Source organism: Photobacterium sp., assembly GCF_057456235.1.
Genome location: NZ_JBVCPH010000003.1, coordinates 313,995 through 337,143, shown reverse-complemented (window position 1 = coordinate 337,143; position 23,149 = coordinate 313,995). Strand labels below are relative to the sequence as shown.

Here is a 23,149-nt window from a genome sequence, read left to right as displayed (position 1 = left end):
TATGTGTTTGCCGCAAGCGTGACTTGACCGGCTGCTCTGACTAACGAAAAGGACGCGCTTGTTAATCGACTTTCAGTCGACCGCTAACGCGGCCGATAGGATTCGCTTTACTGCTTGACGCCCGAAGGCTCATATGTGTTAAGTGTGGGCTTCACAACACGCTGCCAACTCAATAACATAGATAAAATTTCAGCGACATTCACCGAAGCCAGAGGCACCGGTTCGCAAAACTATCCTTTGCCGAACTTCAATGCCGCAATTTATACGGATTTAATTCTCCATCATGAAAATTTCGATTGCGGCAAGCCGTTGAAACTAATTTGCTGACTTAATGGCGGTGATTGCGGTAAACCAAAAAGCCTAAAGATCACTGAATTTCTGGCATACGACGCTGAAGTTACTCTTCATGCTCGAAAGCATCACCGCAATTTGCGAGAAAATAACCACAACCAACAATGTCAAAATTGCGGCTCGCGGAACCGACAAAATACTACGCGCCCACATTTAACATTTTATACAACGATCATAGATCGCATATCTTTCCTGAATTGGACCTATACGATCTGTGATCGCTACGTCCCAACCTATTCCCAAGAACATGAAGATCTATTCTCAGGAATATCAGGGGAAAGGCATATTTTTCATGCACATATCTTGTTATAAGCACGCTACCGCCCTTGAGTCACAGCCTCACAACCAAAAAGGGCAAGAAATTTTGCGGGACATTATGCCTTAAAATCCGTCATTAAGTGTATGTTACACATCAAAGTTATTACTCTATTTTATGATAAAAGCACTTAAAATTAGTAGATTATCGGGATGGTACGTTTTGATGAAAAATTCGAGCGTCTAATTATCCGTACATTTTCAACCTGATTGTTGACACTCACCCTTGAATGGGGCAACATTACCATGTTGAGAAACCTCGCCTGATTGGCGGGGTTTTTTCGTTTTAGCACTATCAACAAGAATCGGCGCCTTTGGTCTTCAGATCAGCGGCGCTTTTTTTATGGGTGAAAAGCATGCAAGAAAAACTCAATTCAGCTTTGGCGTATTTCTTCGCCTGGCTGTTGGCTTTCTTCGGGGCGTTATCACTACAAGATTGGGCCACCATTATTGGCGTGGGGTTGGCGATTGGTACGTTCTGTGTCAATCGCCACTACCGAAAGAAAAGCTTCAAGTTGTTGCAGCAGCATCCCCAGTTGAGGGAGCTGTATGAAGATATCAACGGCTAAACGCTGTATCGCTGTTGTTATCGTTGGTCTGTTATCTGCTTTGCCAACCGGCACATTAAAAACCAGTGACGTCGGGCTTAAGCTGATAACCGATTATGAAGGGTGCCAGCTTAATACTTATCAATGCTTTGCCAATGTCTGGACCAATGGCTTCGGCCATACCGTCGGCGTCAGCCCCGATTCTGTGGTTACACATGAAGAGGTGGTCGATAACCTGGTGAAAGATGTGCAATCGGCTGAGGCCGTGATTGATAAGCAGGTAACGGTACCACTCGAACAATTCCAGTTTGATGCGTTCGTCAGCTTTGTTTTTAACGTTGGGGCAGGGAACTTCAAACAATCGACGTTGCTGAAAAAACTGAATACCAAAGATTATACCGGAGCCTGTAACGAACTTACTCGCTGGGTGTATGCCGATGGTAAACGCTTGAAGGGCTTGGTTCGTCGAAGAAACGCCGAAAAGGAGGTGTGTTTGAATGTTCACTAGCATTAAAGCGTACTTCAGTTTTGGTGTCGGGCTTTCTCTTGTTTGTCAGCCTCTTATTCAATTATTCCCAATCTCAAGTAAACGAAAATCTAAGCACACAGCTTATAACTTCCAACCTTTCTGTTAAGTCTCTTACTGCCAAGAACCAAGCGCTTGATAACCAAATGCAGGCGTTGTTGTTGGATCGTGATGCGGCGCAACAGGCCGCTGATGAAAATCAGCGCGAGGTATTGACGTTAAGGCGCGATGCTCTGGTTAAAGTGAAAGAGGTTCGGACGGTGATACAACATGAAGATTGTTATTCTCAGCCTTTGCCTGACAGCGTTATTAAGCGGATGCACTACAACTGAAATTGTCACTGAATATCGGGAGGTGTTTGTTAAGCCTCCCGCTTCAGACCTTACCTTATGCTTACAACCGTTTGAATTGCCTCCCGCCACGTATGGCGAGGCGGTTGAACGTGATCCTTTATGGTTCGCTTCCTGGAAGGAGTGCGCCAACAAAATTCAACGTTTGAGAACCTTCTACGGCTTCTTGAACGTTAACCCGAATACGGGCGAATAAGTCATTACCTATTGGGTGGTCGTCCACCGTTAAAACCTAGTCGCCCGTTCCTTATTAGCTTTGCTTAGTTTTACTTTCCTGCGTCAGTACCTCGCCGTCTTAGTTGTTAGCCACGACGGAGCTCCTTACTCCTGAGCGCAATATAAGAATCAAAAAGGTATTAGCCTCGCGTATCCCGCGACATTAAGGCCAACGTCAGGCCGAGGCGAACAATGGCGTGACACCCGGAGAGACGGGATTACTTTTATCGAGGGTGGTTATGAATAATGAAAAACGGCTCTGGAATACCAGTGAATTAGAGCAGTTTGGTTCTCACCGCTCGACTGTTCGAAAACGTCTTAACGGAATAGTGAATGGTGATATGGAACAAGCTGGTGGCGCTATTGGTGACATTGGTGGTTCGCTGGCGGGGGCTGCAGCAGGTGCGGCTATTGGTTCTGTGGTACCGGTGATCGGGACTGCCATTGGTGGATTAGTTGGCGCGATTGCTGGTGGCATGGGCGGTGAAATGATCGGTAGTTGGTTTGGTAGCCAACTTGATTTTGCCCAATGAAACCGCCAAGAAAGTGAATGATGTGCAAATGAAAGAGGCTGAAGCAAGGCAACGTGGCAATGTGCATTTTGCTCCGGTCATTCAAGTTAATGGTGCAGCTCTACAAGATCCAAGCGCTGTCGCTAATGCTGCCGTAGAGAAAATGAATCAGCAATATAGCTATTTAATGGGCGGCAACACCATGACTAAACAGTTTGGCTATGCAGCGATCGATCAGGGGTAAGCGATGCAACATCTTGTTATTGGTGCGTTTGTGTTTTCGGTGTCTGCTCATACGCCGCTCACTAAATTTACGCGTACTACCAAAGGTGCCTTTTCTGAGGTGCCGTTAGTCGATAACGCGACTTCTGAAAAAACAGGCAGACCACTAGAAACCATCGATATTACTGCGAAATGGCTCCGTTATGGAGCTCATGACAATGTGGAAGCATTGCGTGGCTTAATCGACGAACCGCAGCAAGTCAGCAACGGCCAGGGTGAAAACCTTGGCCGTTGGACCATTAAAAGCCTGACAGAAGGTAAAACTGATTTTGTTCATGATGGCCGCAATATGGTGACCGAGGTGAGCTTGCAACTGTTGGAGTATCGAGGTGAGAGTTAACGTTAATAAAGGTGAGTTGATCACCGATATTTTATATCAACACACAGGACAGGATGACGATCAGGTTGAGGCGGAGTTTTATCGCATTAATCCGGGTGTCAGGGGGGAGCTATTTACGGCTGATATGGCTGTGACTCTCCCGCAACCCACTCATAAACAAAACCTGAAAACAGTGAATCGAAGTTGGGACTAAGAGAATGTTTAAATTAATGGGTAAAAACAGCGAATTGATTTTATCTCGCCTGAAATCATGGCGCTTAACAGATGGCAACGGCACTGAAGGGGATAACCTGACATTGACGATTAACTCTGATGATATTGACGGTATACCGCCCAAAGGTGAGAAATACACCGTGTATTTGGGAGAAGTGAAACGTGATGTGTTTGAGATCTCTCAGCGCTCCATTGAGTTGCACCCGCGTGAAGTTAAACTGGTGCTTACTGTTAGCCCATTCTCGATTAATGACGTGACCGGATACAGAGAACGTAAGTCACTCAGTTGGGATAATGCGACGCTTAGTCAGGTTGTCGGTGATTGTGTTACTCCCCATGGCTTTGCTTTATTTGTTCATCCTGAATTACAAAAAATTGTAATCCAGCATTTGGATCGGACAGAAGAAAGCACTCCAGCTTTTCTTAACCGGTTGGCAAAACAATATGATGCCGTCGCTAAACCTGTTGAAAGTAAATATATTTTTGTACCCATTGGTAAACAGAAATCCGCAACGGGTACAGACATTGAAGCCATTACGCTGTCACTTCCTCAAGGTAATACTACCGAGAATACAAATTTCATTAGCTTGAGTGCCGATCTCGATGGTCGGTCTGAGTTTAATGGGGTACGTGCGTTTTATGTTCCGACCGAAGATGGCAGTAGAAAAGAGGTTAAGACTGGCAGCAAGCCGTTTAAGTTACTGCGCTCATACCGTGAATGGCAAATTGAGCTAGGTTATAGAAGTGACTCAGTCTTTCCTGTTTCAAAGCACAGCAATAAGCCAATCTATGGGGCTAAGGCAAGTGATTGGATCCGTGCTATTGCTAAAAAAGAATGGGCGGCTCATGACCTGAGAAAACGGGCGCGTACTGTCTGGGCTGAATTGGGTGTTGATTACATTGTCGGTGAAGCATTGTTGAATCACGCAAGGGATAAACTAGATCAAGCCTATATTCACACTCATATGGAAAAGCAAAAGAGAGAAGCCCTAGAAGCCTATCATAATTGGCTAAAAAACTGCTGGTGTAACTGTTTTACGCCTGTCTCGGATCATATTTAGCTCCCACTTTAACCCGCGTCAGACCTGCTCAAAATGAAGATCTCACGCTAAACCCCAGAGGATGATAAAACGAATGGATAATTTGGCTCAAAGCGGCCCAATCGACCTGAGTTTGGTAAGTATTGCGCGTGTGGTTCCGCACCAGGTTGGATTGGTTAAGCTGAGTAAGACACAGTTGCGAGTGCTTAAGTCGATTAAAGAACAGGAGGAGGTGACCGCGTTGATGATAGCTACACGTTGCCAAGTGTCTCCCAGTTGGGCGAGTTCCTTGTTAAGACGGCTTTTTGAAAAGTGTTACCTTCAGAGGTCTGTGGGTGTTCTTCAAACTGGAGGTGTTGAATTTAAATATTATCGTTAAGCCTGAGATCTAGGAGACCAGTCTCTGGGTAAATATCAAATCCTAACCTTCGGTAGAAGTTGTGAACCGGGTTGGACTCACCAACTGAACAGTAGCCATAAATTCTTTCATAGCCTTTGCGTCGGGCTAATTGAATTGCTAGAGATAAGACTGCATTTCCAATCCCGCCGGAGCGTCTGGAGTAATCATGGATGTAGATGTCTCCAATGAACAGCCCATCTTCCTTGATTGAAATGTGCAAGCGAAGGACTGGTTCTCTATAACCCTTATCTCTTTAATGATGAAAGAAAACCAAGGCAACTCTCGTCTTACTTCTAGATCATAAGTCATATCTTCGATGTTGATTTCAAATAGCATTCTTCGAACCTCCTTGTAACATATTGAATGTATTAGAACATAGGTTCTTCTAGCAAGTAAATCTCTGCATACGATGCGACATCTCGCGAAATAAAAATTTTTCGGGCTCTTTGGTCACCACCACCGGGCTTGCATCAGAAGTAGCCCGGCGTCATTTGGACTATGCGCGTTATGCGTAACGTATTGATGATTTATCACGATGAATGAGAGTTGCTATGCAGCTCGAGCTAACCGGTATGAGCTGCTTTGGACAGAAGTTTGTTAGTGCTTTTAATCTAACGTGTCAGGATTAAATTAGTAAATGTATAGAAAACGCAAACATAACCGACCAACTAAAGCGGAGCCAAGAGAAAGCGCCGCTTTATTTGGTTCGAGTTGATGCACATGTTAGGCTTTAGGCGGCCTGCAATAGCTGTCTAAACTAGTCCATCCCAGACCCAGAGCAGCTACCACAACACACAACTTGATCGCCTTTTTCATCGTCGCTTGGCTTCTCGTCCTCAGTTGTTTCAGTGATTTCTTTTTCGTCTTCTTTCGTTTTATCATCGTCTTTTTTAGGGCCACTATCGGAATTTACTACTTTCATTGTTTCACCTCATTCATAGTTAGAGTTGCAGGTATCGTTGCTCAATTTGAACAGTTAAGACTACATATAAAGCGTGCGCTTAGTTTAGGGCTTATGAACAACTATTCTTGAAAAAAGCCTCTGAAGTAATGCTGATTTCCCAATAAAGTCTGTTTAACATACGTGCGAAGAAAAATTTCTAAATCAACAGTTCCATAGTTGCACGGATTATCTCGACAAAAGTGTTTGCCGCCACAAATAGCTATTTCTCGGCAACTAATGCAAGTATCATTATTAAATGGGCTCATGTTTTTTTCTTGAGCGAGTTCAAGCAATTTATTGGGATTTGTATATATATCATTAATTTTTAAGCACTTTCTTCCCGTAAAATCTCCATTGCATAATCCAACCCTACCATCTGCAAAAATTTTTATGTTATGTCGATAGTATGCCCTACATGGAGTTTTAAGGAGACTAGGGCTTTGCAACACGTTTAACCCGTGCTCAATAGACAGATCTATTACTTGGGATGAGTTCCATAATTTGAACTCATCATATGACATGCCGTTCTTGTAATGGTTATATTTGTGCTCGTGTGTATAAGCTATCTTTGGCGTGTATTTGATTCCAAGGTTCTTCATGTGCCCGAAGAATTCTGGTAAATATTTCTTGTTTGTTGAATCAGAATTATACCTGATTATTAATTCTTTTCTTGAATCATTTATAAAAATACGATTACAACTGACAATATTCCTTTCAATGGCTATATAATTAGCCTTATTTCCTCTTGTTAGCCGTTTTTTGTCATGATCCACCTGAAGAGTTAGAGAGACTGCGACCCGTAAGTTATCAAATTCTTCAATAAATTCAGGAGCTAACAATACACCATTAGTATCAATGTGTATCCAGATTAGAGCATTATGATTTTCACAAATAGATTTGGCTTTTTTGTAAATTTCTAATATCTTTCTTTTTTGTAGTAACGGCTCACCACCAAAAAAATAAAATTGAAGACCTGAGTACTCTCCAGTCTTAAAACAATTCTCAATATATTTAATTGTTTTGTCTATTGTTGCTGATGAAATATTGGAATTCTTATTCCATTGAGACTGATAACAGTAAACACAATCCATATTGCATTTTTCTGTTAGTTCAATAATGATTTCTAGACGGTTGGAGTAAAAATTATTATACGTATTCTGAATATGAGAAATAGCTTCTACGTCACTCAGAAAAAATCCAAGTCGTCGTAACTCATCTAGTTCACCCTCACTGCCACGTATCACCCCATCCTGTAGCTTTTCTCGTTCCAATAAAACAGTGGCCCTGTTTATTGAATTATAAAGTATAGAGTTTTCCTTGTCATAACCAACCTCGAAAACATACTTATTTAATCCATAGTTATTCACGACAGTGCTACCTATTCAAACAGCCTAACAACCGTATATATTGCTTTCTGCCACATAACAGATCTATATAGTTCTGGAAATAGCGGCAATTTCAACTTAAGCCAATTAGCGAAAGCATGTGGGCTACGATGTGATGTGTAGCAACAGGTTATATATCATGCGCTACCGCTATCACGTCACCAAGACTTCATTCATCAGCATAGCCAACCTTGCAAGCAAAGAAAACTAGGCAGTCCGATTCATATCACAAAACAAGTAACATAAGGGAAATTTGGGCAAAAGTTATGGTTGATAAACACAACTAAATAACTGTGTTATCAAGCTTTGTGGCAGAAGTAAGCTAAAGCTGCCAAATTAGCCCGCATCAATAGTCGTGTAGTTTTTTAGGCGTATATGAATCGAAGAAATTTGGCTTAGGTCATGGGGGCAAAAAAGGGGTATTTAAAAACCGTTATAAACAATAATGCTAGTAGGTTTAATGCCTTGAATGGTAATGCTTTTTCTGGTTTTCGTCGCTAAATCGGGCTTTTGCAAGGCACTAAGTCAGCATTCCGCCCAGTATTTTGGATATTGCTTATAATAGTGTTACTCAATATAAGGGATGAATTGATTCCTGAAAGGGGAGGTAGCCTGGTTTTATTTTTCAGCTATGATTTGTACTGTTATGGAATTACGCTAAATAATCGATTGTGTAATGTGTCCACACTGCGTCCTAGTAATCGGCTCTTAAATATATAGTCTTTATAAAACAATAGATTAAAGTGATCGTCTCATAAACTAACCAAAACAGTGTTGGCTGGTTTTCATTGTTGCTCATTATAATCTTCTGCACAGTTAATGATCTGTTGTCTTTGGTCATAATAACAGAGAATTATGACGACTGCGGAATTAGATTAGATGGAGGGGATCATAAACCAATGATTATGAAGAACGGGTGGTGTGAGTTGTGAAAAGGCATGTTGGTACAACCGGCTGTCAGAGCTGCGCTTAGCCAGGCGATCACACTTTGACATGCATGCTGCAAAGCCAATAAGCCAATAAGCCAATAAGCCTATCCGCCGATCAATCCCCACTAAATCGAGAGCGATACTAGAACGAGTAATGGAAAATCATATGGAAAGCAGTGATGATGTATTGTTTCCTGCCCCTTAGTTAAACAGCCCTATTACCATTTCAGGGGCTAATCGTTATATCCGGCGTATACGTGACAACTAGCCATAAGAAAGCTGGCGAACCCACGACTTCAGGCGATCACTTTCAACGGGTGTTTCAGAACTTGGTGTAATGCCACGTGTAGTAAAAAAGATGTTAGGTCATGAGCTGGGTGGGGGACTTGCCGTCTACAACAATCAGGATTGGTTAGACAATCAGCTTGAAGCGTATGCGGATCGGTTGTTTGAGGCGATAGAGTTCAAGCAGTAAAAGCAGATTATCCTTCGATACACATATTCGTTACGTTTCATTTGCAGTTCAATATGTTCCGAGTAATATGTACATATAATTGTGCGAAATTGCTTGTTTTTATAGACAGTTTGCGTGGGATGATTAGAGCTGTTACTTGAGGGCGATGAGAGAGCTTAAGAAGATATGTGATCCAAATTCGCATATTTCCTTTATATCTTTCGATTGGTGAAGGATATTCGAAAGGTGTCCGTATAATAAAATGTTATATGCCAATATTCATGTTTAGCGTAAATATTAAGGATAGTGAATAATGAAACAGGGATTACTTGTAATAGATGTTCAAAATGACTATTTCAGTGGCGGGAACATGGAATTGGTCGAAATGGACGCAGCGGCTTCAAATTGTGAAAGGTTACTAGATACTTTCCGTAATAAACAAGCTCCAATTTTCCACATTCAACATCTCGCAATCAAAGAAGGGGCAACATTTTTTGTTCCAAATACTCAAGGATGTGAAATTCATAAAAGTGTAAAACCTCACGGTAAGGAACCAGTACTTGTTAAGCATTATCCTAACTCGTTCCGTGATACTGAACTTCATGAAATGCTCCAACGGGCGGGTATTGAAGAAGTCGTTATTTGTGGGGCAATGACTCACATGTGTATAGATACAACAACTCGTGCGGCCTTTGATTTAGGGTACAAGTGTCAAGTTGTTGCTGATGCATGTGCAACACGAGATTTAGAGTTCAATGGCCGTCTTCTTAAAGCCGTTGATGTGCAGACTGCTTTCATCGCTGCTTTGAATGGTCCATTTGCTGAAATATCATCAACAGAGCAATATTTAAGTTTACAGTAACAGGCATACAATGCCATCAAGGTGACGCCTTACATTCGGCTTTTTGGTTTGGAGTTCGGTATGCTTGGCTAGTTCAGAGTTGGCACAGCTTATTGTAGGCGTTATACATCCCTCATAATGTTGTACTTATCTGTAAAATATAGATTTAAAGGAAGATAGAATGAACACAAAACCAAAAATTATTATTTCGTCACTTGATGCAGAAAGGCTGGATAATATTCTGGATTCATTACCTCATAATTCCTTCCCGGGTAAGCAATCTTTAGAAGATGAGTTGGACAGAGCTCAAATTGTAGAGCCGAAGGATGTTCCATCTACAGTGGTGACAATGAACTCAACTGTCAGATTTATAGTTAAATCTTCAAAAGAAAAGTTCTGTTTGACGCTGGTATACCCTAAAGATGTTAATGCTAAAGCAGACAATATCTCAATACTTGCCCCCGTGGGTAGTGCTCTTCTCGGGTTGTCCCAAGGCGATGAAATAGAATGGCCAAAGCCGGGCGGTGGAATGTTGAGTGTACGCATTGAAGAAATTTTATATCAGCCAGAGCGTAGTGGAGACTATCATCGTTAGATGTTCTGTACATTTTTGCAGCCTGGTGCATATAAGGCAATTATGGTGATGCCTTAACTCGGCAGCTTTAGTATGGAGTTAGGTGTGCTTGGCGGGTTCAGCGTTGGCACACCTTATTACAGGCGTTAATGCCCAAGGAAGGTATTTAGATGAATGAAATCACGCAAATTTTAGACTTTATAGTTGAAGTTGAAAAGTTAAAATCGGTTATACGTAAAACTCGTCCAGTAGGCCTGCGACGCTATGAGAATTCAGCCGAACATAGTTGGCATGTTTGTCTTTCCGCCCTAATGCTTAAAGATTACGCCAATGAACTTGTGGATATCAATCATGTGATAAAGATGCTGTTGATTCACGATTTAGGGGAGATAGATGCTGGTGACAAAATCATTTATTCAAGTGAAACAACTGAGAATAAATTGAATGAAGAGTCAGGGATAAAACGACTTATTGATATTTTGCCGCAAGGCCAAGGTGATGAATATCTGTCGTTATGGTATGAGTTTGAAGCTGGAGAAACTCCCGAATCAAAGTATGCGAAGGCAATCGATCGTGTTCCACCTTTACTTCATAATCTTCATGATAATGGGCATAGTTGGAAAAAACATAATATCCCGAAAGAGAAAGTTTTTTCCTTGAATGGCAGTCGTATATCAGAAGGTAGTCACCAGCTTTGGGATGTGCTTGAAGTTCAATTACAACAAGCAGTGAAAGATGGCCTGTTGAACTAAGGGCACTTTACAAAGCATCAACACATTGCAAACGTTAATCTCGACGAGTATCTACAAAAGCGGTTACTCTATAGTGACCGATTTTCACTAAACATCTACCTCGAACACCCACCAACATTCAGCTTCCATTCTTCCACTACAAGTAGTTTCTAGAGGTTCAATGCAAGTTTTAGAGGAGATGTTGTAACAGGGCTTTAATACGAATGAATAATATCTTTATCGTTGAAGGCGATTTAACAAAAGCAAATGTCGATGCAATCGTGAATGCAGCAAATCCCAAAATGTTGGGAGGTGGTGGCGTTGATGGAGCCATTCATCGAGCGGCCGGCCCTGGTTTACGAGAAGAATGTTTTAAGGTTAAGCCTGTAAATGGCATTCGCTGCCCAGTTGGAGAAGCACGAATTACCTCGGCAGGAAATCTGCCTTCAAAGTATGTAATTCATACTGTTGGACCTATATATAAACACGTTGCTAATCCGAGAGAATTGCTTGAATCTGCTTATTTAAACTCGCTTCGTTTGGCTATAGAGAATCATTGTCAGACAGTAGCATTCCCTGCGATATCTTGCGGTGTATATGGCTATCCTCATCAAGAGGCTGCGGAGGTTGCGCTTGGTGTCTGTAGTCGCGATGAATTTCAAGCGCTTAAAATCTACTTCTACCTAATTGGTCGCCAGATGGTAGATATATGGCGTTGTGCAAAAAGTAATAGGTATAACTAACCATTTTCGTGCTAAGAGCAAGGAGAGCTTCATTTCTGTCGTCACAATAATCCCACTTTCCCCAAATCAGATATGGATATTCGAATTATTACATATGCACACGATGGAACTTTTTGCTATACATATATAAGTGATATCTAAAGTACAAGGTAAAAATGTAAAAGTTACTGTTGTTATCTAAGGGGTATATCTAGAGTGTTTTTTACTTTGCATGCGATAGACATAAATCTTTCGATACTTGTTGGAATTACGATCTGAGGTTGTGGGGTAAGTTTATTGAGATTTATAAAACAATCAAAATCCCAGCGATGAACGATTTATCAAGTTAGATCGAGAGGCTAATGAAATTTAAAGCTTCTTCAGGCAGACGTTGGATTTTCCATAAACCAAGACATTGGTGAATTTTGAAGGTGGAAAAATGAATTTACAAATTGGTAAAGCTGCTCCTTACTGGATGGTGATTTTGGTAGCGTTAATATCCGGGTGTGCCGGTCAACAGATCAGAACGAAAAGTAGCGTTGTTGACTATCTTTATCCAACAGAGTCTGAAGCAATAGTGCAGCCTTCAATCCCTGTACTAAATCTTCCTGTTAAGGTTGGGATAGCCTTTGTTCCTGAACAATCTTCCAGATTAAGAGGGGTTAATATGTGGTCTGGAGTTACGGTTGGTGGATCACTTACCGAAGCAAATAAAACAGACCTCCTCGAAAAAGTAGCAGAAAATTTCAGAGGTCAGGAATTTGTCAGTGACATTGAAGTTATACCATCAGCCTATTTAGCTGCCGGAGGTGGATTTTCTAACCTTGAACAAATACGTACCATGTACGGAATCGATATAATCGCTCTGGTTTCATACGATCAAATTCAATTTACTGACGAAGGGCTGCTTTCATTAGCTTACTGGACGTTAGTTGGCGCGTATGTGATTTCAGGTGAGAAGAATGATACTAGCACCATGTTAGATACAGCTGTATATGACATACAAAGCAAAAATATGTTATTCCGAGCGCCTGGCACCAGTAATGTAAAAGGGAGTTCAACACCAATAAACCTGAGTGAAGAATTACGAAAGGATAGTGTCAGGAGCTACGATGAAGCAACGGATAATATGATTTCGAACTTAGAGGTGCAGCTGGAAAAGTTCAAAGAGAAAATAAAACAAGACCCCGAGCAAGTTAAAGTTGTACACCGAGAAGGCTATAGTGGTGGTTCTATTGGGTTGTTGGAAATGATAATGATGTTTTTGCTCTTTGGGGCTGTCAGGCATGGTTACTCAAAATACTCTCCCAGATAGGGTACTTAATGCCTAATGTTAAACTAAGTGTTTATAATTAAGTGCTTAACTAAAGTTTGTCAATGTTTTAAGCTTCAGAAAGGTTAAAAAACGCCGAGTGTTGGCTATCCACCAAAGTTGTTTGTACGGTATTGTTATCCGTTGTAGTCGTAGAGATTGTTTTGTGAACCATACAGTTCCATTGTTCCTTTCAGGCTAAAGCCTACGTTTTTTAATAAACGATTAGAGCCTAAATTTTACTTGACCACTACAATTACTGATGTTAACTAGATCGACAGAGGTGTACAGTTTCCCGTCCCTACAAACCATCGTCATGGTTTTATCTCGACATTTAGGGTCATCACATAAAAAATTATATCTATTACATTAGTTGCATATTTGGGGTTTTCGTTCTTAACTTATAGTACGGTGCAGTCGAGGTAGATGTTAACCGCAGAAGTCTAATCAATAGATGGAGGTAGCAGATGACAATAACAAGAACCTTGGTGGCTGCAACTCCAGAGATATTATATAGTTTTTTGCAGAACAGACTCGAACGTGATTATTTTATCTACTGTCAATTCAGCAAGGAGTGCTGGCCAGGGAACAGTCGATTTTTTGGTGCGAAAGGCATTGAATTCAAAGAAGAATATGACAATAACGTTCGGTTTCTTAACCCCAATGACTACTTCTGAGGTCATTATGACAGTTCGGCAAAGGCGCTGACAGAGCTGTGATGCTTGTTACTTCTATACTTTACTATTTCTTGGGCTAGTCGATATTTGTGACGTAAACGTCACTGCATGCGATTTGAAACCTGGCGAAACCACGATAATTGTCGACAGTGGTAATACTGTGTATAAATACAGTTTTCGGGTTGCTTGTTGTGGCAACGCTATGTAATGTTTATGTAATTCTTACTTCAACTCAAAGGCCTGAAATGCGCCATTCATTACGCGAAAAAGTCATAGAAGTCTGTACTAAAAAAATAGAGCAAAAAGGAGACAACGTAGGTGTCTCTTTTTACGCATTCTTCGCTAACAAGAATGATGCGCCAGAATTGTTGATGGAAGCGGCAACGTGGTGGATTCAAACTCATCAACTCGATCATTTCGAGAAAGCGAAAAAAATCATAGCCATGATGGAGGATGGCAAGTAGCAAGCTATCAGGTTTACGGCCATACAAGGCGTCCAAAAGGGATTCATTACGCTTGGTGTTTTAACTTTAATCCGCTTCCATATTGATGGAACAATAATGGATTGTCGTCTGGTTGGCGTTGTTCAGCCCTTAACGGGTCAGGCATTCAGTCATCAAGATAGAAAGCTGTAACAAATGGTTAAGGGAAACAAGAAATACTAGTGTTAATACTGTATATTTCTCACTTTAGTTCCTGGTACATCAAAGAGAAAAATCTTCATGAATTTAATTGTCATATTTCTAGCTGTAATGGTCGGTGATTTTCTTACTGACCATTTTGGATTTGGCTTTAATGTTTTTTCTGACCCATTCGATTTAACGCTACTTGTTATTAATGTTATTACATACATTGCGATTGCTACATGTCTTGATTTTGCACTGAAAAAATTTAAATTTCACACGAAGAAATTATAAAGATGGTTTCATGGTATTGACAGCAATACTCTTGACATCTGTCTTATCCGATATACTCGCTCAGGGTGTTTTTGTCTAATATTGTATTGGTTCTGTTCACGATTTGGCTTGGTGTCGCTTGAATCCTGAACAGGGCTCCAATTACTCGTTGACGCCCATCATGTGATATTTTCAATTTTTTACTCAAGGCACTTTAGGTGAGTGTAACTTTATCGAACAGGAGTCTGGATACAACAAGCAGCTGCGGATCCTCGATAGTGGTTGTGGTACGGGTCGCCAAGCAACTGAACTGACCAAACGTCGTTACACTAATCTGCTGGCGAAGCTTTTTCCTCCCTCTTTAACAGACGCGAATTAAGGCATCAAATCAGACTAATACACTTGTGGCCGTGCCGTTTTCTGGCCGGTTTTCGTTGTCTCACTTTAATGTAACTAGTGCAAGCCTTCGAGATCATCTGGTTGGTAAAGCTTTCCGTTAAACGCGACATAGATACCCGGAGGGGCGAGCCGGGCCGCCAGAAAAGCGGAACCCAAATTAAAGCCGGCATCGTTGGGTGAAAATCCGACTAATGGCCACATTGCTCCTGTAAAAATAATAGTTTGACCATGATTTTTTGCTAATAGAATTTGTAGCCGACGAGCACTGTCGAACAGCGTAAAAGTGCCATGAGTGATAATGTGGCGGCAGCAGTTACTGAGGCTAATCGAGATATGTATCTTTTCAATATCCTGGTGATTAATATTCCGGCTATCTTTCATGCAGATCTCGGTGAGTTCGAATTCGTCGTTTGAAAGTTGGCCGAATCTGGTTATGAATTCGGGAATGGCGGTTTGTTGATGGCATAAAGTTGTACTGGCATCAATATCATAGTAGGAATCAATAGTACCGCCGGTAACGAGAATTTGAATTCTTTCTTCATTGTAGTTTCTGCTCATATCAGCCTCCTAAGGAGCAATAAGGGTAAGTATAGTTAGCGACAGATGACTCGGTGTATTTGCGTTCGCTAGAGCGTCGTCTGGTTATCGAAGTCACAGTCAAACTATCGTATTTCGTGCGAAATTCAAAAATCGCGTGAATGGTATCCGTACGGCTAAAATATGATTAGGTTCTTAATAAGTGAAATGCTATGTCAGAACACTATCCACAATTGCACGATTACTATCTATGACGGCATTAAAGTATCCGGATTGCAAAGACTTGATCTTAAAGCTTGAACGACTTTAAAACCAGGAAGAAGGATTTCATTATGGGATTTGAACAACTGACCCGTGCAGAACGAATTGTATTAATTGGTCTGGCAAGGCGTGGCGGTTCAACCAGCGAAACTTTTAGCTATGGTTTTGTTACCGGTGATATGTCTGTGTTTAAAGGGTTTTACAAGAACTTGCATGAAGCATGGGGGCGACTTGATGCCAGCCAGCAAGATGCGGTAATCGCCGCCCGCAAAGTAGCGAATATAGGGTGCCATTGCGCAGAGGGTGGTAGCACTATTGTGCCAGAGCGCGATGATTTTGTTCTTGATTTCACTCGCTGGAAAAGAAAGCTGATGCTAGCACAGTTAAAATCGGAATGGTTTGAGGCAAACCCGAACGGTGGCGTGGGTAAAGATAATGAAGACTTGCCTGAAAACGTTCTGGCTGAACATATTGAAAGTGTCGATACTGAAATGATGACGTATTTCTAAAACAACGGAAATCAGAACTCAATAAATTGATTTTTCTGCTAGGTTTAGATTGATATTTGCCAATGATAAAGTAGAGGTTGAATATGGAAATCACTCTATTGAGAGTCTTCCTGGTTATTTATGTGGCAACTTTTATATTTAAATGTGGTGATAGTGAGATTGATTCTGTTTTTATTCCACCTGTCGTGACCTCAGAAGCAAAAAATATTATTTTATTCATTGGCGATGGCATGGGGGAGGAACATCGAAAAGCGGCGCGTTTGGTAAAAGTAGGATCTGCAGGCAGACTTTCCATGGACAACATGCCAACAAGAGGCTTTTTACAGACGTATTCTGCTGATAGTCTTATCACTGATTCTGCTGCAGGGGCAACAGCATTAGCGACGGGAGTAAAAACAAACAATGGTGTTATAGGGCTGGATGCTAACCTCGGGTTTGTTCCAACAATATTAGAAGATGCAAAAAATCAAGATAAGCTTGTTGGTTTGGTAACTACGGTACAGATCACACATGCAACCCCAGCTGCATTTTATGCGCATGTTGAAAATAGAGCTATGATGACAAATATTGCACTTCAGATGTTGCATGCAGATATTGATGTATTGCTCGGCGGTGGAGAGGATGAATTTCTCCCAAGCTCAGAAAGTGGCTGCTATCCGGAAGCGGGAGAAAGAGGTGATGGAAGAAACCTCATTCAGGAAGCGATATCAATTGGATACACCTATGTATGCGATTTACCTTCATTTAGAGCAATCGATTCGTCAACATCGCCAAAGTTACTTGGACTTTTTGGTGATGAAGGCCTGATACGCCCTTTTTCTCCTTCATTAGCTGAAATGACCCAACGTGCGATAGATATACTTTCGAAAGAAACAAATGGTTTCTTTTTGATGGTCGAAGGCGGTCAAATTGATTGGGCTAGTCATAATAATGATGCGACCAATGCTATTTCCGATACGATAGACTTTGATGAAGCCGTTGAGGTTGCCAGGCAATTTTCATTTATTGATCGTGATACATTGATTATCGTAACGGCAGATCATGAAACGGGTGGCATGTCAGTTTCACCGTCACCGAATGGTTTGGCTAGCGAAGATGGGCCATTTAGTACCGCGGATGGAAATTTGTTTTATGTTAATTGGTCAACGACAGGGCATACTGCAGTCAATGTGCCAATAACATCACAAGGTCCGGCGTCTGAAAGATTATCCGGCGTACATGACAATACATTTGTTCATAGTGTCATGCATGGTGCTCTTAGCGACGACTAACTTAAGCGGTATTATATTTTTAATCTCTCTTTTGTGATTACATATCACGACTCAATCGATAACAACTAGATTGAACAGAGTCAATAAATTATACTCAATTGGTATGTTGGGGGTGAGTGGATACACATGCCTTTTTGGAACAACAAGAATGGTTAAGGTGTCCCCTCGGTGGTAAATCAGCACTCGTCAATTAAGCATAAAATTGCCTTTTCATTTTTTGGTGTTTCTGCTCTGCTCACCGCGATGATTTTATTTGTAGTCGTGATTGTGTTTCTTCCGAGCATCTGGAAGGTAGAGGAAGAGACGATTGAAAGCGATCTGCATCAAGCCATCAATACGCTCGACCGCGAACTCATACGTTTGGGCCACTACGCAAATGATTGGGCTTATTGGGATGATACCTACCGTTATTTAGTCGCTGAAGCGCCCAATTTTGAACAATCAAACTTAAATGATGATACTTTGCGTATTGCCAACGTTAGCTTTATAACAATAGCAACGTCAGATGGCGAGATTGTATGGGGGCGTTACTTCAAACCTGACAGTGTGGATACTGGCTACCCGGGAGCGCCGACAGTTGACGGGGTCTGGTCTGAACGGTTTAAGAGTGAATTAAGTCAATCACCGGAAGGGTTAGATGGTTACTTTTCAACGCACTTAGGTACTCTTTTTATTGCCGCCAGGCCTGTTTTAACCAGTCATAAAAAAGGACCCTCACGAGGTTGGTTCATTACGGGCCTTTGGTTGAATCATCAGTTCACACAAGAATTTAGCAATCAATTACAGAAGTCTGTTCTTTTTTCCCCGGCTGATTTGAATGAGGTTGGAGTATTCAGAAAATCGCTTACCATCAGTACTGATTATTATATTAAGAGACTAAGCCTTACAGAAATCAGAGCAAAAGCCCTTATTCGCGACTACAAAGGTGACGCTGATTTTACGTTAACAATTGATAAACAGAGAACCGGGTTTATTGAATCATTGAAAGCAATCATGATCGCCATATTAGGACTGATTATTGTCGGCATATTTTGTTCCTGGTTTGCTTATCGGCGGGTAAAAAAAGTCGTGTTGGATCCTTTGTCGGAGCTGGCCAACTCCATGGATCAATTGGGTAATGAGAAGACACTCTCTTCGCTGCCAACAATTAATAACGGTGATGAAATTACCTTGCTCTACCATAAATACCGACAGATGGCGAAGAGGTTGATTAAGACTCAGCAAGCACTGAAAGAGCACTCAGCGAACCTGGAAGAAGAGGCATTAACCGATCCTCTTACTAAATTACACAATCGACGCTACCTAGAACGCTTAATGGCACGTGTGAGCAGAAATGTGCTGCATGATCCCAACCAGAAAAAGTTATTGTTGGTTATTGATGTCGATCATTTTAAAAAGTTGAACGACAATTATGGCCATGCAACCGGAGACATGGTTTTGATCCAGTTGGCAAATATTCTCAATTCTATTTTCCGTGAAAATGATCATGTGGTGCGCATGGGCGGTGAAGAATTTTTAGTCGTTGCCGCTTGTCAGGGAGAGGACCATAGTCAAAAGTTGGCAGAGCGAGTCAGAACATGTATTGAAGCGTTCCGGTTTGGCTCTGATCAGGATAAGTCTCTCTCTGTCACTATCTCAACAGGGTTTGCCTGTTTTCCGATATGTGATCAGCCCGCAATATCACGAGAAAGCTGGCAGACTGCATTAGAGCTGGCCGATTATGGTTTATATAAAGCAAAAGTGGCGGGCAGAAACGCTTGGTGTGGCTATTATGCCGAATCTTCAATCTCTGAAACTCAATTAGCGATGATACCGGATAGAGTAGACACTCTGGTTGAATCGAAAATGTTGCGGCAAGTTGCGTTCGCCGCTGAATAAAAATGGGTTAAGTAATCCATATAACTGTTTACGCGTGAAGTGAGGTCTAGCCCGCGTAGTTAACAGGAAATGCTTCTTTAGTTGTTGATTCATTTTCATGCCATAACCGTCTTTGTTAATATGTTTTACCATATACAACATAAGGTTAGGTCTAATGGGAAAAGTTGATATTGAAAACTACCTGTCTGGTTTGCGGGGTTCTGAGTCCAGTTATCCTTTTGGGCCCGAAGCCCTCGTCTTTAAGGTGATGGGCAAGATGTTTGCGCTTGTTTCACAGCTAGACGACATACCCAGGGTTACATTGAAATGTGCGCCTGCTGATGGTGAGGTACTGACAAGCCAGTTTGAGTCTATTACTCCGGGTTACTATATGAATAAGAAGCATTGGATCACGATCTTGCTCTCTGGAGAAGTATCGGAATCCATGCTGATTGATTTGGCTAATGGTTCATATTCACTTGTTGTTAGTAAATTAACGAAAGCGAACAAGCAGGAACTTGAACAAATTTAGCATAGTCATAAACAGTTATAGCTTAACGTTATTCTTGGCTGAAATTTTCGCTCGAATAAACTCTGAGTGCTCGAGATAAATTAAGTCCGAAACCTGTCGAATGACCGCTTCTTCTATTGGTTCGACGATGCCATCGGCATAAGCAACCTGCCACATAGCTTCAATAAGCTGAAAGCGTTCTTCCGGCATCAAAGCACGTAACTTTGTGGTGAAATCGAATAATGATACTGACTGTTTACTTTGGGTAACGGCTTTAGCCAGCAGTTCTTTGGCTTCATTTTCACTGATATCGAGTAGCAGAACGAGCAAGTGTATTTTGGCTGACTCTTCCCGGGGGGCGATATCGTGATCGGCATTGGCGACTTCACAGAGTAGTGAGGCCATCGCGAGGTTCATTGCAGGGGTATTATCCTCCGCACCCTCTTGAAAAATGCCGCTTTCGCCCCCTTCGAGCATCACTTTGCGGAACAGGGTACGTAATTGAGTAAACATAAGTTGCCTCTTGGTGAACGAAACGTCATACAGAATACTGTATATCTATATTGCATTACTTTGGGTGTTTATTCCCATAATTCAAGGTTTGCGGAGTGATTTTCTACTAGAGAGTCAGCTACAGCTAAGGATTGTGGCGGAAGCGTTGCCTGAACTCTCTTGGTGTCAGTGAACTCCATTTTTTGAAACGGGTGCTGAAATTGCCCGGGTTAGGATAGCCGCTTAGTTCGCAGATATGCTGGATTGGCCAGTCAGTAGCACTGAGCAGGCGAGCCGCATATTCCATTCGCAATCGTGTTAAATGGGCCATGGGGCCGTGTCCATAGTATTGCTGACATAAGCGATGAAAGTGGGGCTCTGAACAAGGGTGAAGTTCGGCAAGTTCTGAAACCTGCCAGCTTCGATGAAATTGTTCTTTGGCGCGATCAAACACTTTCTCTAAACGCTGCAGTGAAGTCGGCATTGATGTAGGTAGCCGGTGAGACACCAGCAAATTGATCTGTTCAACCAGGCTGTTTCCTAATTGATTGCCGACGGGATAGGGCAGTGACATCGACTGATGCAGGCAGTCGATGGTTTTTCTTAACATATCACCACATTGAGTTTTACTGTATGTCACCTCTTTCGGCATAATGTTTTCCCATTCGCCATTGTCGCTGAGCATAACCCAGGCGATATCCCAGATATTGCTTTCATCGCTGCCCTCATTTGCGCCCTCTTTATCATCTAGGTTCATACCAAAACCATTGGCATAGCCGGGCGGCACATAAATAACACTGCCGGGTTCAAGTTTCCATTTTCTTAACGGAGTTTCCAGCCATCCTTCACCGCAACAAGTGAATAGCAGCATGTGCATATTAGGATTACGACGGTAAATCGTGAAGCTATCACGGGCGTAATTTATGCCGCATTGAATAATCTTATGCTTCTCTAAAGCAATAAGCTGACCCTGATCGATAGTCGTTGTGCGGCAGAGATCAGAAATTTGGAAGTGCTCAGGCCAATTCATCAGGTGATTTTATTCCATCAGTTATTTTGATGTTTGATAGTTTTGCAAAAGTTATTGAGACGCAAGCATAAGTCGTTTTCATTCTTTGCGAGTATGATTCACATCACGCTTTGGGAATATGAATCACATCACACAAAAAACAATAATAAGGAGGCAAAAATGCAAAATTGGCGAACGGCCGCAGATAAAGAGTTCTGGAATAAAACCTGGCGTTTAGCGATACCCGTTTCGATGCAGTCGATGCTTTTTGCCGTCTTAGGTTTAGTCGACATTATGATGGTGTCAAAGCTGGGTGAATCCCAGATCGCTGCGGTCGGCGTTGGTAATCGGATATTCTTCTTTAACTTACTGATAACTATCGGTGTAAGTGGTGCTGTTGGTGTACTTGCCGCACAGTTTTTCGGTGCCGGAAGAATGGATGGTGTGCGTCGTACTTTGCTTCAGTCGTGGGTCTGTGCGGTTGTTTTTACGATACCTTTTGCCCTTTTGTACCGTCTGGAGCCTGAAAGTATTGTCAGCTTGATTACCGATGATCCCGCCTTTGTCGAACATGCCACAACGTATCTGTTTGTGTGCGGCTGGAGCATCATTTTTACCGCCATTGTTGTGCCACTCGAATCGGCACTTCGTGCTGTCGGTGTGGCTAAAATGCCGACTGTTGTGGGGCTGATTGCGGTGCTGATCAATGCGCTGCTGAATGCCTTATTGATCTTCGGCCTGTATGGCTTCCCTGAGATGGGGGTAGCGGGTGCCGCGTTAGGAACAACGATCTCCCGTGGTATCCAGACGGTGGTATTACTGTGGGTGACTTACCGAAAGTATAATGAGATTTTGCCAAAAGCCAAAGATGTAGATAATGCTGTTGTCCCTAAAGCGCGTAAGAAGTACTTGTCAGTGGCACTGCCGATGATTATTCATGATGGTGGCTGGGCGATGGGTCTGTTGGTTTATAATTACATTATCGGGCAGCTTGGAGTGACAGAACTGGCCATTATCAGTCTGTTGTCGCCCATTGAAGGTGTTCTGATCTCTGGCTTTATTGGTTTTGCGGTAGCGGCTTCAACCATTCTTGGTCATGAACTGGGCGCAGAGAACTATCAACGAGCCTGGCATCAGTCATGGTGGTTTGTTGGGCTGAGTGCATCGCTCGCACTGTTGCTAGGTATGACAGTCATCCTGTTCCAGGATGGTATCGGTAGCTTGCTGGCTAAAACAGAGGCCCCAAATATGGAAATGGCTATCAATGTTACCTTGGTACTGGGACTGGGCCTGTGCCTGAAAGTGTTTAATATGGTAGGTATTGGCGGGGTGTTGAGAAGCGGCGGCGATATTCGCTACAGCATATTCATTGACTTGTTTGCGCAATGGGGCGTTGGTATCCCACTTGCGATCTTTACCGGTATTTACCTTGGCTGGCCATTACACTGGGTGATGCTGGCGATACTGGCTGAAGAGTTAGTTAAAGTCGTACTGACGACACATCGTATTAGAGGTCGCCACTGGTTAACCAACCTGATTAATGACGAATTACCTGATAGTGACAAGGAGTGTTTGGCTGCCTGAAGAAGCGTATATTTAGTATCTAGGTTCTAGGTTCTAATGACGAGTCGCGAGTAAAAGTGTGTTCAAAAGCAGAGTCTGGGTAGGTATATCCGACTCTGCTTTTTTGTGTCTTCAGTTCGTTGCTTCATTTTTTTTACTGTTCGTTTGTTTCTTAATTTATGA

28 protein-coding genes are annotated in these 23,149 nt (G+C 42.1%); 22 read left to right on the top strand and 6 right to left on the bottom strand.

From position 1 onward, the window contains the following. The first annotated feature begins 1,022 nt into the window (after window positions 1-1,022). From AC2204_RS05900 to AC2204_RS05855, 10 genes are all read left to right on the top strand, one after another. Window positions 1,023-1,235 (top strand): HP1 family phage holin, encoded by a 213-nt coding sequence (locus AC2204_RS05900; protein ID WP_318924551.1) that lies wholly within the window; start codon window positions 1,023-1,025, stop codon window positions 1,233-1,235. Further along, the gene (locus AC2204_RS05895) at window positions 1,216-1,722 is read left to right on the top strand and encodes a lysozyme (RefSeq protein ID WP_318924550.1); all 507 of its coding nucleotides are present in this window, start codon (window positions 1,216-1,218) and stop codon (window positions 1,720-1,722) included. The genes AC2204_RS05900 and AC2204_RS05895 overlap by 20 nt, the downstream gene beginning before the upstream one ends. Beyond that, window positions 1,704-2,072, top strand: a complete 369-nt coding sequence (locus tag AC2204_RS05890; RefSeq protein ID WP_318924549.1) for a DUF2570 family protein — start codon at window positions 1,704-1,706, stop codon at window positions 2,070-2,072. Before AC2204_RS05895 ends, AC2204_RS05890 begins: the two co-directional genes overlap by 19 nt. Continuing rightward, window positions 2,011-2,286 (top strand): Rz1-like lysis system protein LysC, encoded by a 276-nt coding sequence (lysC, locus tag AC2204_RS05885; RefSeq protein ID WP_486766997.1) that lies wholly within the window; start codon window positions 2,011-2,013, stop codon window positions 2,284-2,286. Before AC2204_RS05890 ends, lysC begins: the two co-directional genes overlap by 62 nt. A gap of 259 nt (window positions 2,287-2,545) precedes the next feature. Next, the gene (locus tag AC2204_RS05880) at window positions 2,546-2,839 is read left to right on the top strand and encodes a glycine zipper domain-containing protein (RefSeq protein ID WP_318924548.1); all 294 of its coding nucleotides are present in this window, start codon (window positions 2,546-2,548) and stop codon (window positions 2,837-2,839) included. After that, window positions 2,823-3,062, top strand: coding sequence for a hypothetical protein (locus AC2204_RS05875; RefSeq protein WP_318924547.1), 240 nt, complete (start codon window positions 2,823-2,825; stop codon window positions 3,060-3,062). Before AC2204_RS05880 ends, AC2204_RS05875 begins: the two co-directional genes overlap by 17 nt. 3 nt (window positions 3,063-3,065) lie before the next feature. Further along, complete coding sequence (locus tag AC2204_RS05870) at window positions 3,066-3,440, top strand: phage tail protein (RefSeq protein ID WP_318924546.1); 375 nt, start codon at window positions 3,066-3,068, stop codon at window positions 3,438-3,440. Beyond that, on the top strand, window positions 3,430-3,633 hold the full coding sequence (locus AC2204_RS05865; protein WP_318924545.1) for a hypothetical protein: 204 nt from the start codon (window positions 3,430-3,432) through the stop codon (window positions 3,631-3,633). The genes AC2204_RS05870 and AC2204_RS05865 overlap by 11 nt, the downstream gene beginning before the upstream one ends. A gap of 4 nt (window positions 3,634-3,637) precedes the next feature. Next, entirely contained in the window at window positions 3,638-4,714 is a 1,077-nt protein-coding gene (locus tag AC2204_RS05860) for a hypothetical protein (protein WP_318924544.1), read from the top strand. A 61-nt stretch (window positions 4,715-4,775) separates the two neighbouring features. Beyond that, on the top strand, window positions 4,776-5,072 hold the full coding sequence (locus tag AC2204_RS05855) for a MarR family transcriptional regulator (RefSeq protein WP_318924543.1): 297 nt from the start codon (window positions 4,776-4,778) through the stop codon (window positions 5,070-5,072). On the opposite strand, the gene AC2204_RS05850 is transcribed toward AC2204_RS05855, so the two are convergent. The 3 genes from AC2204_RS05850 to AC2204_RS05840 form a co-directional block, all read right to left on the bottom strand. Then, window positions 5,056-5,313 (bottom strand): GNAT family N-acetyltransferase, encoded by a 258-nt coding sequence (locus tag AC2204_RS05850; RefSeq protein ID WP_413466678.1) that lies wholly within the window; start codon window positions 5,311-5,313, stop codon window positions 5,056-5,058. The two genes, AC2204_RS05855 and AC2204_RS05850, sit on opposite strands and share 17 nt — an antisense overlap. Before the next feature lie 537 nt (window positions 5,314-5,850). After that, a complete protein-coding gene (locus tag AC2204_RS05845) occupies window positions 5,851-6,015 on the bottom strand; it encodes a hypothetical protein (protein WP_318924542.1) in 165 nt (54 codons plus the stop codon). A gap of 101 nt (window positions 6,016-6,116) precedes the next feature. After that, window positions 6,117-7,403, bottom strand: a complete 1,287-nt coding sequence (locus AC2204_RS05840) for a radical SAM protein (RefSeq protein ID WP_318924541.1) — start codon at window positions 7,401-7,403, stop codon at window positions 6,117-6,119. 1,284 nt (window positions 7,404-8,687) lie between these two features. On the opposite strand from AC2204_RS05840, the gene AC2204_RS05835 reads away from it, so the two are divergent. The 7 genes from AC2204_RS05835 to AC2204_RS05805 all read left to right on the top strand — a co-directional run bounded on the left by AC2204_RS05835 (window position 8,688) and on the right by AC2204_RS05805 (window position 14,125). After that, a complete protein-coding gene (locus AC2204_RS05835; protein WP_318924540.1) occupies window positions 8,688-8,825 on the top strand; it encodes an integrase in 138 nt (45 codons plus the stop codon). A gap of 292 nt (window positions 8,826-9,117) precedes the next feature. Beyond that, window positions 9,118-9,666 carry a cysteine hydrolase family protein gene (locus AC2204_RS05830; RefSeq protein ID WP_318924539.1) on the top strand — a complete coding sequence of 183 codons (549 nt, stop codon included), beginning with the start codon at window positions 9,118-9,120 and terminating at the stop codon, window positions 9,664-9,666. Between the two features lie 160 nt (window positions 9,667-9,826). Then, window positions 9,827-10,240: a nucleoside diphosphate kinase regulator gene (gene rnk, locus AC2204_RS05825; RefSeq protein WP_318924538.1), complete on the top strand. Its 414-nt coding sequence runs from the start codon at window positions 9,827-9,829 to the stop codon at window positions 10,238-10,240. Between the two features lie 149 nt (window positions 10,241-10,389). Further along, entirely contained in the window at window positions 10,390-10,971 is a 582-nt protein-coding gene (locus AC2204_RS05820) for an HD domain-containing protein (protein ID WP_318924537.1), read from the top strand. Between the two features lie 203 nt (window positions 10,972-11,174). Then, window positions 11,175-11,693, top strand: coding sequence for a macro domain-containing protein (locus AC2204_RS05815; RefSeq protein ID WP_318924536.1), 519 nt, complete (start codon window positions 11,175-11,177; stop codon window positions 11,691-11,693). A 418-nt stretch (window positions 11,694-12,111) separates the two neighbouring features. Further along, window positions 12,112-12,987: a rhombotarget lipoprotein gene (gene rhlP / locus AC2204_RS05810; RefSeq protein WP_318924535.1), complete on the top strand. Its 876-nt coding sequence runs from the start codon at window positions 12,112-12,114 to the stop codon at window positions 12,985-12,987. A 919-nt stretch (window positions 12,988-13,906) separates the two neighbouring features. Then, window positions 13,907-14,125 (top strand): DUF6500 family protein, encoded by a 219-nt coding sequence (locus AC2204_RS05805; protein WP_318924534.1) that lies wholly within the window; start codon window positions 13,907-13,909, stop codon window positions 14,123-14,125. Between the two features lie 885 nt (window positions 14,126-15,010). Here the strand turns inward: AC2204_RS05805 and AC2204_RS05800 are convergent. Continuing rightward, window positions 15,011-15,514, bottom strand: a complete 504-nt coding sequence (locus AC2204_RS05800) for an asparaginase domain-containing protein (protein WP_318924533.1) — start codon at window positions 15,512-15,514, stop codon at window positions 15,011-15,013. A 311-nt stretch (window positions 15,515-15,825) separates the two neighbouring features. On the opposite strand from AC2204_RS05800, the gene AC2204_RS05795 reads away from it, so the two are divergent. From AC2204_RS05795 to AC2204_RS05780, 4 genes are all read left to right on the top strand, one after another. Next, the gene (locus AC2204_RS05795; RefSeq protein ID WP_318924532.1) at window positions 15,826-16,263 is read left to right on the top strand and encodes a hypothetical protein; all 438 of its coding nucleotides are present in this window, start codon (window positions 15,826-15,828) and stop codon (window positions 16,261-16,263) included. Window positions 16,264-16,346: 83 nt separating this feature from the next. After that, window positions 16,347-17,534 carry an alkaline phosphatase gene (locus AC2204_RS05790; RefSeq protein WP_318924531.1) on the top strand — a complete coding sequence of 396 codons (1,188 nt, stop codon included), beginning with the start codon at window positions 16,347-16,349 and terminating at the stop codon, window positions 17,532-17,534. Window positions 17,535-17,702: 168 nt separating this feature from the next. Further along, on the top strand, window positions 17,703-19,412 hold the full coding sequence (locus AC2204_RS05785) for a diguanylate cyclase (RefSeq protein ID WP_318924529.1): 1,710 nt from the start codon (window positions 17,703-17,705) through the stop codon (window positions 19,410-19,412). Window positions 19,413-19,566: 154 nt separating this feature from the next. Beyond that, a complete protein-coding gene (locus AC2204_RS05780; protein WP_318924528.1) occupies window positions 19,567-19,923 on the top strand; it encodes an MmcQ/YjbR family DNA-binding protein in 357 nt (118 codons plus the stop codon). Window positions 19,924-19,938: 15 nt separating this feature from the next. Here AC2204_RS05780 and AC2204_RS05775 read toward each other — a convergent pair whose 3' ends face one another. Then, entirely contained in the window at window positions 19,939-20,415 is a 477-nt protein-coding gene (locus tag AC2204_RS05775) for a tellurite resistance TerB family protein (protein ID WP_318924527.1), read from the bottom strand. A 124-nt stretch (window positions 20,416-20,539) separates the two neighbouring features. Continuing rightward, a complete protein-coding gene (locus AC2204_RS05770; protein WP_318924526.1) occupies window positions 20,540-21,424 on the bottom strand; it encodes an AraC family transcriptional regulator in 885 nt (294 codons plus the stop codon). A gap of 159 nt (window positions 21,425-21,583) precedes the next feature. Here AC2204_RS05770 and AC2204_RS05765 point away from each other — a divergent pair, with 159 nt between their 5' ends. Next, on the top strand, window positions 21,584-22,987 hold the full coding sequence (locus AC2204_RS05765) for an MATE family efflux transporter (protein ID WP_318924525.1): 1,404 nt from the start codon (window positions 21,584-21,586) through the stop codon (window positions 22,985-22,987). The last annotated feature ends 162 nt before the right edge of the window (window positions 22,988-23,149 follow it).